This window comes from Peribacillus sp. FSL H8-0477, from assembly GCF_038002765.1.
GTDB lineage: Bacteria > Bacillota > Bacilli > Bacillales > DSM-1321 > Peribacillus.
This window is the reverse complement of the sequence record NZ_JBBODE010000001.1, coordinates 1,402,545-1,418,510: the sequence shown is the minus strand read 5'-3', so window position 1 is coordinate 1,418,510 and position 15,966 is coordinate 1,402,545. Positions and strand designations below refer to the sequence as shown.

Here is a 15,966-nt window from a genome sequence, read left to right as displayed (position 1 = left end):
ATACGGATACTCCCCAGTTCAACCTTATTGTAAATTAGAACCTTCTCTAATCTCTAAAGTTTGCGGTTATTTCGTTAAAGTGAGGAGATACTAGCCTTACAAAGGTGGTATATGCAGGAGGGAAAGAGATGAATTGGACAGGGCTAGCATTATTTATCCAGTTGTTTTTTGGAGTAATTATTGGTGTCTACTTTTTAAATCTACTTAAGGGTCAGCGTACACAAAAGGTTTCAATTGACCGTGATTCTCGAAAAGAAATTGAGCAGCTGAGAAAGATGCGTTCGATTTCTTTAACGGAACCGCTATCTGAAAGAGTGCGGCCGGTTACGTTTGATGACATTGTCGGCCAAGAGGATGGAATTAAATCGTTAAAGGCTGCTTTATGCGGGCCAAATCCGCAGCACGTTATCATTTATGGTCCTCCTGGTGTCGGGAAAACGGCAGCGGCTCGGCTAGTTTTAGAGGAAGCAAAGCAAAATATGAAATCGCCTTTTCGTCAATCAGCGGTGTTTGTTGAACTTGATGCCACAACGGCACGATTTGATGAACGGGGGATAGCTGATCCATTGATTGGTTCCGTTCATGATCCGATTTATCAAGGGGCAGGGGCAATGGGACAAGCGGGTATTCCTCAGCCAAAACAGGGTGCTGTGACGAACGCTCATGGGGGCGTGTTGTTCATAGATGAAATTGGCGAATTGCACCCGATTCAAATGAATAAACTGTTAAAGGTTTTAGAAGATAGAAAGGTGTTTCTTGAAAGTGCTTATTACCAAGAAGAAAATCTAACGATTCCCACTCATATCCATGATATTTTTAAAAATGGTCTTCCAGCAGATTTTCGTTTAATTGGAGCTACGACTAGAACACCGAATGAAATTCCGCCTGCAATCCGTTCAAGATGTATGGAAGTTTTCTTCAGAGAATTAGAGAGAAGTGAAATCAGCTCGATTTCAAAGAAAGCTGCTGAAAAAGTTAACATGGAGATATCTGATAAAGGGTTGGAAGCAATTGCTGAGTATGCAAGGAATGGGAGAGAAGCGGTTAATATCGTTCAAACCCTGACTGGTATAGCGATAACAGAAGATCGTACGTACATTAAGGAAAGCGATATTGAGTGGATTGCCCACAGTAGTCAATTGACACCAAGAATGGATAGGAAAATTGCAGATGAATCCAAAATAGGTCTTGTGAATGGACTGGCTGTCTATGGTCCTAACAGCGGTGCTCTTCTGGAAATCGAAGTAAATGTAATTCCTGCCCTTGATAAAGGGAGTATTAATATTACGGGAATTGCAGAAGAAGAACGGATAGGAGGCAATGGTAAATCCATCCGTCGTAAGAGTATGGCAAAGGGTTCCATAGAAAATGTCATTACCGTACTGCGGTCCATGGGAGTACCGGCAGATCAGTTTGATATCCATGTTAATTTTCCAGGAGGAAGTCCCGTGGATGGTCCGTCTGCAGGCATTGCGATGGCGACGGGAATTTATTCTGCCATTTATCAATTCCCCATCGATCATCTGGTGGCAATGACGGGTGAAATTGGAATCCACGGTACGGTTAAGCCAATAGGCGGCGTGATTCCGAAAATTAAAGCGGCTAAGCTGGCTGGGGCGAAACGTGTCATTATTCCCCATGAGAATATGCAGCCGCTGCTAAAAGACATTAAAGACATTGAGATTATTCCTGTGAAAATGATTAAAGAGGTATTTGAGCTTGCGTTAAAGAAAGACCATATTCCAGAACAATTGAATGTCGAAATCAATCTGACGAAAAAAGAAAGTGTATAACCAAATTCCCAGTGGAACATCAACACTGGGGATTTTTTTATGTTTTTGAGAAGAGAAGTAATTGCGTGCGTTTTTTTGCCTTTTTGGAGATAATAAAAAAGAAAATGCCGGATGTGTCTGATATTATTGCCTTAAGAACGTGTACGAATAGACACTGCCAGCTAAATAAGTTAGAATTGTTAGAAGGCTGACAAGTTGGAAAGTAAATTATTTTGCAGAATATGAATGATGTTAGACCTGTTCTATACACCGGAAAACCAAGGTTGAAGGCAGTAAAGTGGGGTTCTCACATCGGTGTTTCTGCCAAAAACGACTTAGGAAGTGTATTGGAAATAAAAAGTGAGGTGCCAGGTATTATGGCTGACAAAGAAATCATCGTTCCCCTCCTACCGCTTAGAGGATTACTCGTCTATCCAACGATGGTGTTGCATTTAGACGTTGGACGCGATAAATCAGTTCAAGCGCTTGAAAAAGCTATGTTAGATGATCATTTAATCTTCTTGACCACTCAAAAGGACGAGTCCTTAAATGAGCCGGGAGAAGAAGACTTATATAATATGGGAACGTTAACAAAGGTTAAACAAATGCTTAAGCTTCCAAATGGGACAATTCGTGTGTTAGTAGAAGGACTTAATCGTGCGGAAGTGACAACGTTCTATGATAATGAAACGTATTTTTCCGTTAAGCTGGACGTATTTGAAGATAACCCAGATAAAGAAATAGAGCATCAGGCACTAATGCGTACGCTCCTTGAATACTTTGGACAATACATTAAACTGTCCAAAAAAATCACAGCTGAAACGTTTTCGTCGACTTCGGATATTGAGGAGCCTGGCCGTCTTGCGGATATCATTGCTTCTCACCTTCCGTTAAAGCAAAAGGAAAAGCAAGAAATTCTCGAGATTATTGATGTGCGGGAACGTTTAAACAAGGTTATTGAAATCATTAATAATGAAAAAGAAGTTCTGCAGCTTGAGAAAAAAATTGGTCAGCGAGTCAAACGTTCTATGGAACGTACTCAAAAAGAATATTACTTACGCGAACAAATGAAGGCCATTCAGAAAGAGCTTGGAGATAAAGAAGGGAAGACCGGTGAAATTGCGGTCCTTACTGAGAAAATCGAAGCTGCTGGTATGCCGGAACACATCAAGGAAACCGCTTTAAAGGAATTAGACCGTTACGAAAAGGTTCCCTCCTCATCTGCTGAGAGTTCCGTGATTCGCAATTACATTGAATGGCTGATTACGATTCCTTGGTCGAAAGCGACAAAGGATGACTTAAACATTCATAAGGCTGAGAAAATCCTTCACCGAGATCATCATGGTCTAGAAAAGGTAAAAGAACGGGTCTTGGAATACTTAGCAGTTCAACAGTTAACTCAATCATTAAAAGGACCAATCCTTTGTTTAGTTGGGCCGCCAGGTGTAGGGAAAACGAGTCTTGCTAAATCGATTGCTTCTTCAATGAATCGTCAATTCGTGCGTGTATCATTAGGCGGCGTTCGTGATGAATCTGAGATTCGGGGCCATCGCAGGACATATGTCGGGGCGATGCCTGGACGAATTATTCAAGGAATGAAAAAAGCAGGTACGGTTAACCCTGTTTTCTTACTAGATGAAATTGATAAAATGTCAAATGATTTCCGTGGTGATCCTTCTGCTGCTATGCTAGAGGTGCTGGACCCTGAACAAAACCATAATTTCAGCGATCATTATATTGAAGAGTCGTATGATTTATCCAAGGTAATGTTTATAGCAACCGCGAATAATCTTTCGACAATTCCTGGTCCATTACGTGATCGGATGGAGATTATTTCAATTGCAGGTTATACTGAGATAGAAAAACTTCATATTGCTAAGGATCACTTACTGATTCGACAGCTGCAAAATCATGGTCTGCAAAAATCACAGCTTCAAGTTCGTGAAGATGGGTTGATGCAAATTATTCGTTATTATACACGAGAAGCAGGTGTCAGAAGTCTTGAGCGTCAGCTGGCAGCTATTTGCCGAAAAACGGCGAAAATTATTGTTTCAGGTGAGAAAAAGCGTGTAGTTGTCAGTGATAAAAACATAGCTGATTTCTTAGGAAAACCGATTTTCCATTATGGAATGGCTGAAGCAGAGGATCAGATTGGTGTTGCAACAGGCCTCGCTTATACGACGGTTGGCGGAGATACACTTCAAATAGAAGTCTCTCTATCTCCAGGTAAAGGCAAGCTTGTGTTAACGGGTAAGCTTGGCGATGTAATGAAGGAATCTGCTCAAACTGCCTTTAGTGTGGTTCGTTCGAAAACGGAGCAGCTGCATATTGATAAGGATTTCCATGAAAAACAAGATGTTCATATTCATGTTCCTGAGGGAGCAGTTCCAAAGGACGGACCTTCAGCTGGAATTACCATTGCTACAGCATTGATTTCTGCACTAACCGGTCGTCCTATTAGAAAAGAGGTAGGCATGACAGGCGAGATTACATTACGAGGCCGTGTACTTCCAATCGGCGGCTTGAAAGAAAAATCCCTTGCAGCTCATCGAGCAGGGTTGACGAAGCTAATTATTCCAAAGGATAATGAAAAGGATATTGATGATATACCTGAAAGTGTCCGCAACGACTTAGAATTTGTTCTTGTTTCAGAATTAGACGAAGTTCTTGAACATGCATTGGCAGGTGAAAATAAATGAAAGTAACTAGTTCTGACATTGTCATCAGTGCAGTTAAGCCAGAGCAGTATCCGAAAGCACCCATGCCAGAATTTGCATTGGCAGGCAGATCAAATGTCGGAAAATCAAGCTTTATTAATAAGATGATTAACCGCAAAAATCTGGCACGGACGTCTTCAAAGCCAGGTAAGACACAAACGTTGAATTTCTTTATCATCAATAACATGCTTCACTTTGTCGATGTTCCCGGTTATGGATATGCGAAAGCTCCAAAAACCGAGCGTGATTCTTGGGGGAAAATGATTGAAACGTATCTCTCTACACGTGAACAGCTAAAAGCTGTAATCATGATTGTTGACTTACGCCACGCACCATCTAAGGATGATGTAACGATGTATGAATACTTCAAGCACCACGACTTACCGTGTGTGGTTGTCGCGACAAAGTCTGATAAGATTCCTAAAGGTAAATGGCAAAAACATCTAAAAGTGGTTCGTGAAACACTTCAAATGGACAAGAGTGATGAACTTCTTCTTTTCTCATCTGAAACCGGACAAGGAAAAGATCAAGCCTGGGGCGTAATTAAGAAATTTATGTAAATGCCTAAAGAAAGAGTGCAGAGAACAAGTTCTCTGCACTCTTTCTTTTGTTGAAAACAGCCTGATCATATTAGTCTTTTTTACTGATTAGAAAGTAAATCCCAATCGCCAGTAAGACAAATGGCCAGTATTTACCGGGATCCGCCATGCCAGTGTTAGTGATTTGCAGCCAAGACATTATATGGTCATAATAAATGGTGATTAAGGAAATGATAAATAATAATATACCGGGTAATAAACCAGCATTTGTCTTTCGAGCCTTGAGAATCATGCCCAACGAAACAAATAGAATGAATATCCCAATATTATTCGGCCATAAATCAAGCACGTTAACAAAATGAAAATGGAGACCGATACCTAGTAAAAGAACACCTGGAAGAATGGATTGGGTATCGCCGCCTGCATAGGCAGGGACTAAAAAGGCAATCCCAATGAGGCAAAGAATGGTCGGCCAATCAAAAAAGCCCGGAAATAGTTCAATTTGCGCCCGCTGCAGCATGAAATAAAGGCCGAGGCCAAGCAGGATAATACCGGGAAAGGTTCGCGTTGTTTTCATAGAGACCTCCTTGTTAGATTGATTGCTTGAAGTTCAGAAGTTTATTTGATATGGTACTTTTGTAGCATTTAGAAGGATGTTTTCCAGACATCCAGGACGGGAATAACTAGTACAGTAACATGTTAGCATATCATTTCATGAAGTGTTCATAAATTTGTTCTGATTATTAAATAATACATGTTATAATATACAGGGTTTCATTGACTAAAATTTGGGGGTGCAATAAACGGGATGCATATTCTTGCGGTTGGATTAAACTATAAAACGGCCCCTGTTGAAATACGCGAAAAATTATCTTTTGATGAATCGGAACTTCCAGAGGCTATGAAGGCTCTTAAAAATAAGAAAAGTATACTAGAAAACGTAATCGTTTCCACTTGCAATCGGACTGAAATTTATGTAGTAGCTGATCAAATGCATACAGGTCGGTATTATGTTAAGGAATTTCTGTCTGAATGGTTCAATATGGAGAAGGATGAGTTCGCCCCGTATTTATTTATCTATGAAGTAGATGGTGCGATTGAACACTTATTCCAAGTTGCCTGCGGCTTAGATTCTATGGTTCTTGGAGAAACACAAATTCTTGGACAGGTACGCTCAAGCTACATGCTTGCACAGAAAGAAGATACGATTGGGACGGTTTTCAATCACTTATTTAAACAAGCATTGACGGTTGCTAAAAAAGCTCATTCTGAAACGGAAATTAATACGAACGCAGTTTCAGTCAGTTATGCTGCAGTAGAATTAGCTAAGAAAATTTACGGTGAGCTGGATAATAAGAGTGTCTTGGTAATTGGTGCTGGTAAAATGGGTGAATTGGCTGTCCATAACATGCATGGCAGCGGTGTTTCAGATATTACGGTTATTAACCGAACCTTTGAAAAAGCTGTCGAATTAGCGGACAAGGTAACGGGAACAGCTAAGCAGCTTCAAGAGCTTCAATGTGCACTTGTTGAAGCGGATATTGTTATTAGTTCAACTGGGGCTAAGGATTATGTAATTAACAAAGAAATGATGACATTTGTTAATAAAATGCGTAAAGGGCGTCCCATCTTCATGGTAGATATTGCAGTACCGCGAGATCTTGATCCTGCACTTAATGATCATGAAAATGTTTTTCTCTATGACATTGATGATCTTGAGGGTATTGTTCAAGCAAACATGGAAGAAAGAAAACAAGCTGCAGATAAAATCTCATTGATGATTGAAGAAGAAGCAGTCGAATTTAATCAATGGGTGAATATGCTTGGTGTAGTACCGGTTATGTCAGCACTGAGAAGTAAGGCGCTTACGATTCAAGCAGATACGATGGAAAGCATTGAACGCAAACTGCCTCATTTAAGTGAACGTGATAAAAAAGTATTAAATAAGCATACCAAGAGTATCATCAATCAAATGCTGAAGGATCCAATCCTTTATGCGAAAGAAATAGCGGACGAGCCGGATGCAAGAGAAGCATTAGACCGCTTCGTGAAAATCTTTCATCTTGAGGAACTACTCGAGGATGAAGCTATGCCGGCTGAACAGAAAAAACAGGCTAAGGTACAGGCGGAGCTAATACCAACGCCTGTCCGAGCATAATAGAGTTCTTATGATGGAACTGACAATGACGAGAATGCACGAAGCGTCCGTCCTACTATATGCCTTAAGTGTTCTCCTCTATTTTATTGATTTTCTCCATAGTAACCAGAAGGCGAACCGCGCGGCCTTCTGGTTACTTGCTATTGTTTGGCTTTTACAAACTGTGTTTTTGTTTTTATATGTGTTGAAAACAGGACGTTTTCCTGTGTTGACGATATTTGAGGGATTGTACTTCTATGCATGGGTACTGATTACTTTGTCACTTATCATTAATAAGCTCCTGCGAGTAGATTTTACGGTATTTTTTACAAATGTTCTCGGATTTATGGTTATGGCGATTCATACCTTTGCACCTGTTCAGATAGAATCAGTGGTTTTGGCTCAAAAGCTGGTATCTGAATTGCTGCTAATCCATATAACGCTGGGGATTCTATCGTATGGTGCCTTTACGATTTCTGCGGTGTTTTCCTTGTTGTATTTAATTCAATATGATTTACTGAAAAGGAAGAAGTGGGGAAAACGATTAATCCGTCTAGGTGATCTGAATAAGCTTGAGCATATGTCATATGTGTTAACTGTGATTGGTGTACCAATGCTGCTCTTTTCATTAATTTTAGGGCTTCAATGGGCTTATATTAAGGTTCCGGGGTTACAATGGTTTGATTTCAAAATTGTCGGTTCATTTTTTGTCCTTGTTGTTTATAGTGTGTATTTATACGTTAAGGTAAGAAAGCATATATATGGAAAAACATTAGCGTTTTTAAATGTGTGTTCATTTATGAGCGTCTTAATTAATTTTTTCCTGTTCGGCAGTCTTTCAACATTCCATTTTTGGATTACATAGGAGGAACACATGAGAAAAATTATTGTTGGTTCACGACGGAGTAAGCTTGCAATCACACAGACCAATTGGGTGATTGATCAGTTGAAAAAATTAGGCGTTCCTTATGAATTTGAAGTGAAAGAAATCGTTACGAAGGGCGATCAAATCCAAAATGTTACGCTTTCTAAAGTGGGCGGAAAAGGATTGTTTGTCAAAGAAATTGAGCAAGCCATGCTTGATAAAGACATTGATATGGCTGTACATAGTATGAAAGATATGCCAGCCGTTTTGCCTGAAGGCTTGACGATTGGTTGTATTCCACCGCGAGAAGATCCGCGAGATGCCCTTATTTCGAAAGGCAATCTTACATTCTCTGAGCTAAAACCGGGAGCGATTGTTGGGACAAGCAGCCTGCGCCGCAGTGCACAATTGTTAGCTGTTCGCCCAGATTTAGAAATTAAATGGATCCGCGGAAATATTGATACACGATTAGATAAATTAAAGAACGAAGAATATGATGCGATTATTTTAGCGGCGGCTGGCCTTTCAAGAATGGGCTGGGATCCAAATATTGTTGCTGAATTCCTTGAACCGGAACTTTGTCTGCCAGCTGTAGGACAAGGGGCACTTTCCATTGAATGCCGTACAGATGACCAAGACTTACTAAATGAACTTAAAAAATTAACATGTGAAAATACAAAGATTACAGTTGAAGCAGAACGTGCTTACCTTGATAAAATGGAAGGCGGCTGCCAAGTACCAATTGCTGGTTTTGCGAAGAAATCAGAAGACGGAACCGTATCATTAACCGCTTTAGTTGCTTCACCTGATGGAAAAGTGATTTATAAGGAAGTTGTCGAAGGAACAGATCCGAAAGCAATCGGCGTTCAGGCAGCAGAAATAATGAGCGAGCAAGGTGCGAAAGATCTGATTGACCGAGTGAAAGCGGAGTTAGATCAGTAATGAGTAACACTGGACCGTTGGGCAGCTGCCGTGTCCTGGTCACCCGAGAAAAAGGGCAGTCTGATAGTCTGACTTCCAAAATAAAAGAGTATGGGGGGATACCGGTTACGGTCCCTCTACTCGGCTTTACATTCCCTAAGGAAAAAGAAAAGCTGCTCGAAAAAGCAGCGAAAACAGCGGATTATGATTGGTTGATTCTTACCAGTCATAACGGTGTAGAGTTTTTCTTTCGACTACTAGAGGAAATAGACAATCCTATTCAGCTGCCGCGAATTGCGGTCATTGGCAAAAAAACAGGAGAAACCCTTGAAAAACACGGCGTCAAAGCCGACTTCATACCAACTGAATTTGTGGCAGAGAACTTTGTGAAAGAATTCATTCCGCTGATAGAAAAAAACACGAAGGTACTGCTGCCTAAAGGGAATCGAGCACGCTCGGTTATCGCGAAGGCTATCGAGTCAGCGGGTGCACATTGTCAGGAATTGATTCTCTATGAGACTTATTTTCCTAAAGAAAGTGGTCCAGTGGTTGCGAATCTGTTAAAGAATCGCAGTCTTGATGTGATTACTTTTACCAGCTCCTCAACGGTGGATCACTTTATGGAAATAGTTCGTACCCACCGGCTGCAGTCATGTTTAGACAGCATAATCATCACTGTCATTGGTCCGATTGCTGAAAAAACGGCATTGAATTATGGATTGAAGGTAAAGGTTTGTCCAGAACAATATACAGTTAGCGCCATGATTGACAGCTTAGCGGCCTACCTAATTGACCGAAATAAAAAGGAGGAATAAGTGATGAAAGATTTACAGTTTAACCGTCATCGTCGTTTACGTTCAAGTGCAGGCATCCGAGCAATGGTTCGTGAAACCGTACTTCAAAAAGAGGATTTAATTTACCCGATTTTTATTATTGATGGAGAAAACATTAAAAACGAAATTTCTTCTATGCCCGGAATCTATCAATTATCCATGGATAACCTTCGTGCTGAGATGGATGAAGTAGTAGAGCTTGGGATTAAATCCGTGATACTATTTGGCGTTCCTTTCGAGCATGATAAGGATGAACAGGGATCTGGAGCATTTCATCATAATGGCCTCGTACAGCAAGCGACCCGCCTAGTGAAGGAACTGTATCCTGAGATGATCGTGATTGCTGATGCATGTCTTTGTGAATATACAAGTCATGGTCACTGTGGTCTGGTTGAAGGAGACAAAATTCTTAATGATGCATCATTAGATCTACTTGCCAAAACGGCAGTCAGCCAGGCAGAAGCAGGTGCGGATATTATTGCACCATCGAATATGATGGATGGATTTGTTACAGCAATTCGTGCAGGACTTGATGAAGCTGGTTTTGAAGATATTCCAATTATGTCGTATGCCGTTAAGTATGCATCTGCTTTTTACGGTCCTTTCCGCGACGCTGCCAATGGAGCTCCACAGTTTGGTGACCGGAAAACCTATCAAATGGATCCAGCGAATCGAATGGAAGCGTTCCGTGAAGCAGAATCCGATATAGCTGAAGGTGCTGATTTCTTAATCGTAAAACCTGCTCTTTCGTATATGGATATCATCCGCGATGTGAAAAATACGGTGAAGCTTCCGATAGTTGCTTATAACGTCAGCGGTGAATATTCAATGGTGAAAGCAGCCGCTAACAACGGTTGGATAGATGAAAAAGTAATTGTTTTAGAAATGCTGACAGGCTTCAAACGTGCTGGCGCCGACTTGATCATCACTTATTTTGCAAAGGAAGCAGCTGCTTGGCTGCGAGATGAAAAAAACTAACCTTTCAAAGGAGATCTGAAAATGCGTTCATATGAAAAATCAAAACAAGCTTTTACTAAAGCGAAAGACCTCATGCCAGGCGGAGTGAACAGTCCTGTACGTGCATTCAAATCGGTTGATATGGATCCGATCTTTATGGAACGTGGTAAAGGCTCGAAAATCTATGACATCGATGGCAATGAATATATTGATTATGTTCTATCATGGGGACCGCTTATTTTAGGTCATGCCAATGATCGCGTGGTTGAGTCAATTAAGAAGGTTGCAGAAACAGGTACAAGTTTCGGAGCATCAACGGTGATTGAAAACGAATTGGCGCAGCTGGTCATTGATCGGGTTCCTTCAGTTGAAATGATTCGGATGGTTTCATCGGGAACGGAAGCAACCATGAGTGCACTTCGCGTCGCTCGCGGTTACACAAGCAGAAACAAAATTTTGAAATTTGAAGGCTGCTACCACGGTCATGGTGATTCGTTGCTGATTAAAGCTGGTTCGGGCGTTGCTACGCTTGGTTTGCCAGACAGCCCAGGTGTCCCAGAAGGAACAGCAAAAAACACGATTACGGTACCTTATAACGATCTTGCAGCGGTTAAGTATGCATTTGAACAATTTGGTGAAGACATCGCATGTATCATTGTTGAACCAGTTGCAGGCAACATGGGTCTCGTACCACCACAGCCAGGCTTCCTTGAAGGACTAAGAGAAGTAACAACGCAATATGGCGCACTGTTAATCTTCGACGAAGTCATGACCGGCTTCCGTGTCGGCTATAACTGCGCCCAAGGTTACTACGGAGTGACTCCAGATATGACTTGTCTAGGCAAGGTAATTGGCGGCGGACTTCCAGTTGGAGCATTTGGCGGAAAACGTGAAATCATGGAAAGAGTTGCACCAAGCGGAACCATCTATCAAGCAGGAACGCTTTCAGGAAATCCACTAGCGATGACAGCAGGCCTTGAAACGCTTAGCCAGCTGACACCTGAAGTATATACAGAGTTCCAACGTAAAGGCGACATGCTTGAAAAAGGCATCAGCGCAGCAGCGGCAAAATATGATATTCCTCATACGTTTAACCGTGCAGGCTCCATGATCGGCCTATTCTTTACCAACGAAGAAGTAATCAACTATGAAGGAGCTAAAACCTCTGATTTAGCCTTCTTCGGCACGTACTATAGAGAAATGGCAGAGCAAGGCATCTACCTGCCGCCATCCCAATTCGAAGGCCTATTCCTCTCTACGGCACATACCGATGAAGACATCGAAAAAACCATAGCCGCAGCAGAAAAAGCCTTCTCTAAACTAAGAAAATAATATAAAACCCGAATTCCTATGATAAAGTGTACCCTTTGTAAAGGGCATTTTGAAAAAGCCTAGGCAACTTGTTGAAGCTGCTGTCTGTATTTTACAGGCGGCAGCTTTTTTAAATTCCACTGGCCTCGATAATGATTGTAGTACGTCATATAACTTTTAATTTCTCGTTTCACTACTTCTAATGTCTCACATTCCTTTAGATTGGCTTCATCTTTAAAATGCCCAAAGAAGGATTCTTGGGGCGCATTATCCCAACAGTTGCCACGGCGTGACATCGACTGGCCTAGGCCCATTTTCTTTACTAAGGTTTGATAAATAGGGCTCGTATAATGGAAACCCTGATCCGAATGGATAAACGCATCTTTCGCTAAATGCTTATGCTTTTTCAATTTCTTTACTGTATGGAGGGCGATATCCAGCGATAAGGAATCGGACACCTCATACGCTAAAATTTCGTTCGTTTCTGCGTCTTTAATCGTTGATAAATAAGCACGTTTTCCGCCTCTATACGTCAAATACGTGATATCTGTTAATAACACTTTTCCTGCCACACCTTGCTTGAAGTTACGGTTTAGTTCATTTTGGCATGTCCGATGTTCTTTCGTTGCTTTTGCCATGCGTCGATAGGGATTGGCCTTACGAATTGGACAGATAATATCGAATTTCTTCATAATACGGCGAATTCGTTTTAAGTTATATGTGACACTATATTGATTTTGAAGCGTCATTTTGATTTGGCGTGCTCCCTTTTTGCGTCCTCGGAAATAATACGCCTTTAAAATGATTTCTTTCACCACTTCATCTGCCACATCTTGATCTGCACGGTTTTGTGCAGAGCGTTCATCAAAATAATTGTAATAACCTGAGCGAGAAACCCCCATCAGTTCACAGAAGTAGCTCACCATGCGCTTCAATCCGTATTTATTGATGGCGCCATAAATCAGTTCAAATTTTATTTTCGCTTCCATTGTGATTTCTTCTTCCTCATCTGCCTTTCGAGTAGATCCAGCTTTTTTAGTAGTTCGTTCTCTGCCTCAAGTAATCGCATTTTCGCTTCTAATCGTGCGTATTTTTCTTCCAGGCTTAGTTCCCGTTCAAGTGGGTGTCCTGAATTCGTTTTACGTGTATCCTGTAAACCGTCTATACCAGCTTTTCGATACGCTGCTCGCCAACGTTTTGCGGAAGAACTCACACGCTCCAAACCGATTAATTCGACATCTAATCCCGCTTCTTCAAAAATGATTCTTGGTAGCTTTCCTTTCTCATTTTCTGCAATAAAATGGCGCTTAAATTCATCTGTATAGGTAATGGCCTTTTCACTAACTGCCTGTACGTAGGGATTACATTTTAATTGCGCTTGTTGTTTTTCAGTTAAGTAGATTTTTGTCATTCGGTTCCGCTCCCGTATCTTTTTTCTCATTATAAATAAAAATACCCTACAAGATAGACTTTTTTCAAAGTGTCTATCTTATAGGGTACATTTTATGAGGAATTCGGGTTTTTTTATTCTAGCTTGAGAGGCGCGGAAATTTGGAAAGGCTGGGTCAGCAAGGTCATCTTGGGAAAGGCCGAATCAAGTCGAGTTTGGGCCGAATGATAGCCGAAAAGGGCCGAATCAATCAGAGAAAGGGCCGAATAACTGCCAAAATGGGCCGAATCAGCAATCATTAAGTTACTTTTGAGTGATCCGGCAAGCTTGGAATGGAGAAACGAACGTAGAATCCTAGCTTTTTATCAAAAATAGATCACTTTCTGATAGATTGAGAGGCGGGGTTGCCCAGAAAGGGTATCCAAAAGAGTTAGATACTCTATTTTTGCAACACGGGGTATAAGGAGATAACCAAAATATTTGGATTAGCTTTTCCATTTAAAACGGTGGAGAATAATAGGCTCATCCTCGTAGCTTGAGAGGCGGGTTTATCCAAATGGGTTACTAAAAACAGTAGTTTTCAATGAGAGCTATAACTGGATCAGCAAGTTCATCTTGGAAAGGGCCGAATGATATTCAAAAAGGGCCGAATCAATCAGAGAAAGGGCCGAATGATAGCCAAAAAGGGCCGAATCAATCAGAGAAAGGGCCGAATAACAGCTGAAATGGGACGAATCAGCGTTCATTAAGCTCCATTTAGGTGATCCGGCAAGCTTGAAATGGTGAAATAAATGTAGAATCCTAGCTTTTTATCAATATCCAATCACTTTCTGATAGCTTGAGAGGCAGAATTGCTCAAAAAGGGTATCCAAAAGAGCCAGATACCCTATTTTTGCAACAAGAGTTATAAAGGGATAACTAAAATATTCGGATTAGCTTGGTGACTTTGGTGTAAGGAAGAAGAATGGCTTAAGAGGCTGCTTTGCTCTAGGTAGTAAAGTGGTAAAAATACATTTCTCATAGTCCCTCCTCCATACTAACTTTTGAAATAATCCAACAATCTGGTGGCATAAACAGCTGTTAAGTTTCATAAATTGTATTGGTATCGTTATTGTTTTGAAAGGAGGAATGGTTTTGACCGCGGATAATTTGCCGTTTTTACGTTTTACACTCGAGGAGTCGATTTGGTTTCAGAAGGGGCAGGAAGTAGCCGAGCTCTATTCGATTTCACTCGATCCAAATGTGACTATTCAAGAAAGCGATGAGTATGTAGTAATTAAAGGAACTCTTGATTTGAGTGGGGAATATAAGATTAATCTTTCAAGTGGTGAATCAGAAATCAAGCATTATTCACAGGGGTATTATCCAAAGACGATGCAATCTGTAGAAGACTCAGGGAATGGCACGCAGGAATTTAACCATCGCTTTCCTGTTGATATTTCCATTCCATATAATCGGGTGGAGTCAGTGGATGATATTGGTGTAAACATTCAGACGTTTGATTATACGTTGATTGAACGAAATTGTTTGAAGCTTCAGGCTGACTTGCTGGTGACAGGTATTTATGGTGAACAGCCGCATATGCCACAAAGAGAAGATTTGAAACAAGAAGAATACGAGATCGAAATCGTACAGGAGTCAAGTTCGCAGTCAACCGAAGAGCAGCAGGTAAGTTCTCAATCAAGATACGAATTTGACCAAGAGTCGAGTTCTCAGCAATACGATAAAGTAGAACAAGAGGTAAGTGCCGGGTCCCGGGAGCAAAAACAAGAAGAGTCGAGTTCCCATTCTTCAGTGGAATTAGAAGTGGAGTCAAGTGTTGAATCGAGCGAGGAGGCCGTTGCCGATCGTAAGATGGAGCCGCTTAACAGGGAGAGTCCTGAGTCTGACGAGATGAACTCTGAGGATGATTTATATAAGCCGTTTTACGTTGAAGCTAGGAAGCAGCCAGATGATGAATCGTCAACCACTGTCTTTGAACCGAAAAAAGGACCTGTGCTGAAAAGAGACCAGGAAGATTGCCCGACTGAGACTGTACCGAAGAAAGTGGAAATGGAGGAAGTTCGCTCTGTGGAAGCGGCAGACCCAGTGGTATTTCAACAAAAAACAGAACCTGTTTATGAAGAAAGTGGTGAAGAGGAGTCAGTAGTTGAAGCTGAACAAAAACAAGAAAAGAAATACCATCACTTATTGGATCTTGTTCGAAAGCCAGAGCCTCAAGAAGCGGAAGCTGTAGAAATTCCGCGATCTAAAAGTTATAAGAAAAATAAACAGGAGTCAAAGGAAGAAACGAAAGAGAAGCATGTTTCACTAACAGATTTCTTCGGCAGGAAACAAGAAGAAGAGCTTGTGAAGATGAAGGTCTGTATCGTCCAACAAGGTGATACACTCGATATCTTGGCGGAGCGTTATGAGGTCTCTGTTCAATCCTTAATGAACAGCAATATGCTTGAGCCAACAATGGATATTTATGAAGGTCAAGTGTTGTACATTCCTAAGGTGACCATATACAAGCACTAACCGA

At 41.2% G+C, this 15,966-nt stretch carries 13 protein-coding genes; 11 read left to right on the top strand and 2 right to left on the bottom strand.

The features are described 5' to 3' along the window. The first annotated feature begins 128 nt into the window (after positions 1–128). The 3 genes from lonB (at position 129) to yihA (ending at position 5,049) form a co-directional block, all read left to right on the top strand. Complete coding sequence (gene lonB, locus MHI18_RS07215) at positions 129–1,793, top strand: ATP-dependent protease LonB (protein ID WP_340846712.1); 1,665 nt, start codon at positions 129–131, stop codon at positions 1,791–1,793. A gap of 356 nt (positions 1,794–2,149) precedes the next feature. Further along, positions 2,150–4,471: an endopeptidase La gene (gene lon, locus MHI18_RS07210; protein ID WP_340847608.1), complete on the top strand. Its 2,322-nt coding sequence runs from the start codon at positions 2,150–2,152 to the stop codon at positions 4,469–4,471. Then, positions 4,468–5,049: a ribosome biogenesis GTP-binding protein YihA/YsxC gene (gene yihA / locus MHI18_RS07205; RefSeq protein WP_340846711.1), complete on the top strand. Its 582-nt coding sequence runs from the start codon at positions 4,468–4,470 to the stop codon at positions 5,047–5,049. Before lon ends, yihA begins: the two co-directional genes overlap by 4 nt. 70 nt (positions 5,050–5,119) lie before the next feature. Here yihA and MHI18_RS07200 read toward each other — a convergent pair whose 3' ends face one another. Next, a complete protein-coding gene (locus MHI18_RS07200; protein ID WP_340846710.1) occupies positions 5,120–5,605 on the bottom strand; it encodes a hypothetical protein in 486 nt (161 codons plus the stop codon). A gap of 231 nt (positions 5,606–5,836) precedes the next feature. Here MHI18_RS07200 and hemA point away from each other — a divergent pair, with 231 nt between their 5' ends. From hemA to hemL, 6 genes are read left to right on the top strand one after another with little or no spacing between them, the layout of a single operon-like run. Then, positions 5,837–7,186 carry a glutamyl-tRNA reductase gene (hemA, locus tag MHI18_RS07195; RefSeq protein WP_340846709.1) on the top strand — a complete coding sequence of 450 codons (1,350 nt, stop codon included), beginning with the start codon at positions 5,837–5,839 and terminating at the stop codon, positions 7,184–7,186. 10 nt (positions 7,187–7,196) lie between these two features. Then, positions 7,197–8,030 carry a cytochrome C assembly family protein gene (locus MHI18_RS07190; protein WP_340846708.1) on the top strand — a complete coding sequence of 278 codons (834 nt, stop codon included), beginning with the start codon at positions 7,197–7,199 and terminating at the stop codon, positions 8,028–8,030. Between the two features lie 9 nt (positions 8,031–8,039). Beyond that, on the top strand, positions 8,040–8,972 hold the full coding sequence (gene hemC, locus MHI18_RS07185; protein ID WP_340846707.1) for a hydroxymethylbilane synthase: 933 nt from the start codon (positions 8,040–8,042) through the stop codon (positions 8,970–8,972). Beyond that, positions 8,972–9,766, top strand: coding sequence for a uroporphyrinogen-III synthase (locus MHI18_RS07180; protein WP_340846705.1), 795 nt, complete (start codon positions 8,972–8,974; stop codon positions 9,764–9,766). The genes hemC and MHI18_RS07180 overlap by 1 nt, the downstream gene beginning before the upstream one ends. Before the next feature lie 3 nt (positions 9,767–9,769). Further along, entirely contained in the window at positions 9,770–10,762 is a 993-nt protein-coding gene (hemB, locus tag MHI18_RS07175) for a porphobilinogen synthase (RefSeq protein WP_340846704.1), read from the top strand. 21 nt (positions 10,763–10,783) lie between these two features. Further along, a complete protein-coding gene (gene hemL / locus MHI18_RS07170; protein ID WP_340846703.1) occupies positions 10,784–12,073 on the top strand; it encodes a glutamate-1-semialdehyde 2,1-aminomutase in 1,290 nt (429 codons plus the stop codon). Between the two features lie 59 nt (positions 12,074–12,132). Here hemL and MHI18_RS07165 read toward each other — a convergent pair. After that, a protein-coding gene (locus MHI18_RS07165; protein ID WP_340846525.1) for an IS3 family transposase occupies positions 12,133–13,463 on the bottom strand; the annotation gives its coding sequence in 2 pieces (ribosomal slippage) (positions 12,133–13,079 and positions 13,079–13,463; 1,332 coding nt in all). A 562-nt stretch (positions 13,464–14,025) separates the two neighbouring features. On the opposite strand from MHI18_RS07165, the gene MHI18_RS07160 reads away from it, so the two are divergent. Then, entirely contained in the window at positions 14,026–14,166 is a 141-nt protein-coding gene (locus MHI18_RS07160; RefSeq protein WP_340846702.1) for a hypothetical protein, read from the top strand. 410 nt (positions 14,167–14,576) lie between these two features. Next, a complete protein-coding gene (locus MHI18_RS07155; RefSeq protein WP_340846701.1) occupies positions 14,577–15,962 on the top strand; it encodes a LysM peptidoglycan-binding domain-containing protein in 1,386 nt (461 codons plus the stop codon). Positions 15,963–15,966 lie beyond the last annotated feature (4 nt).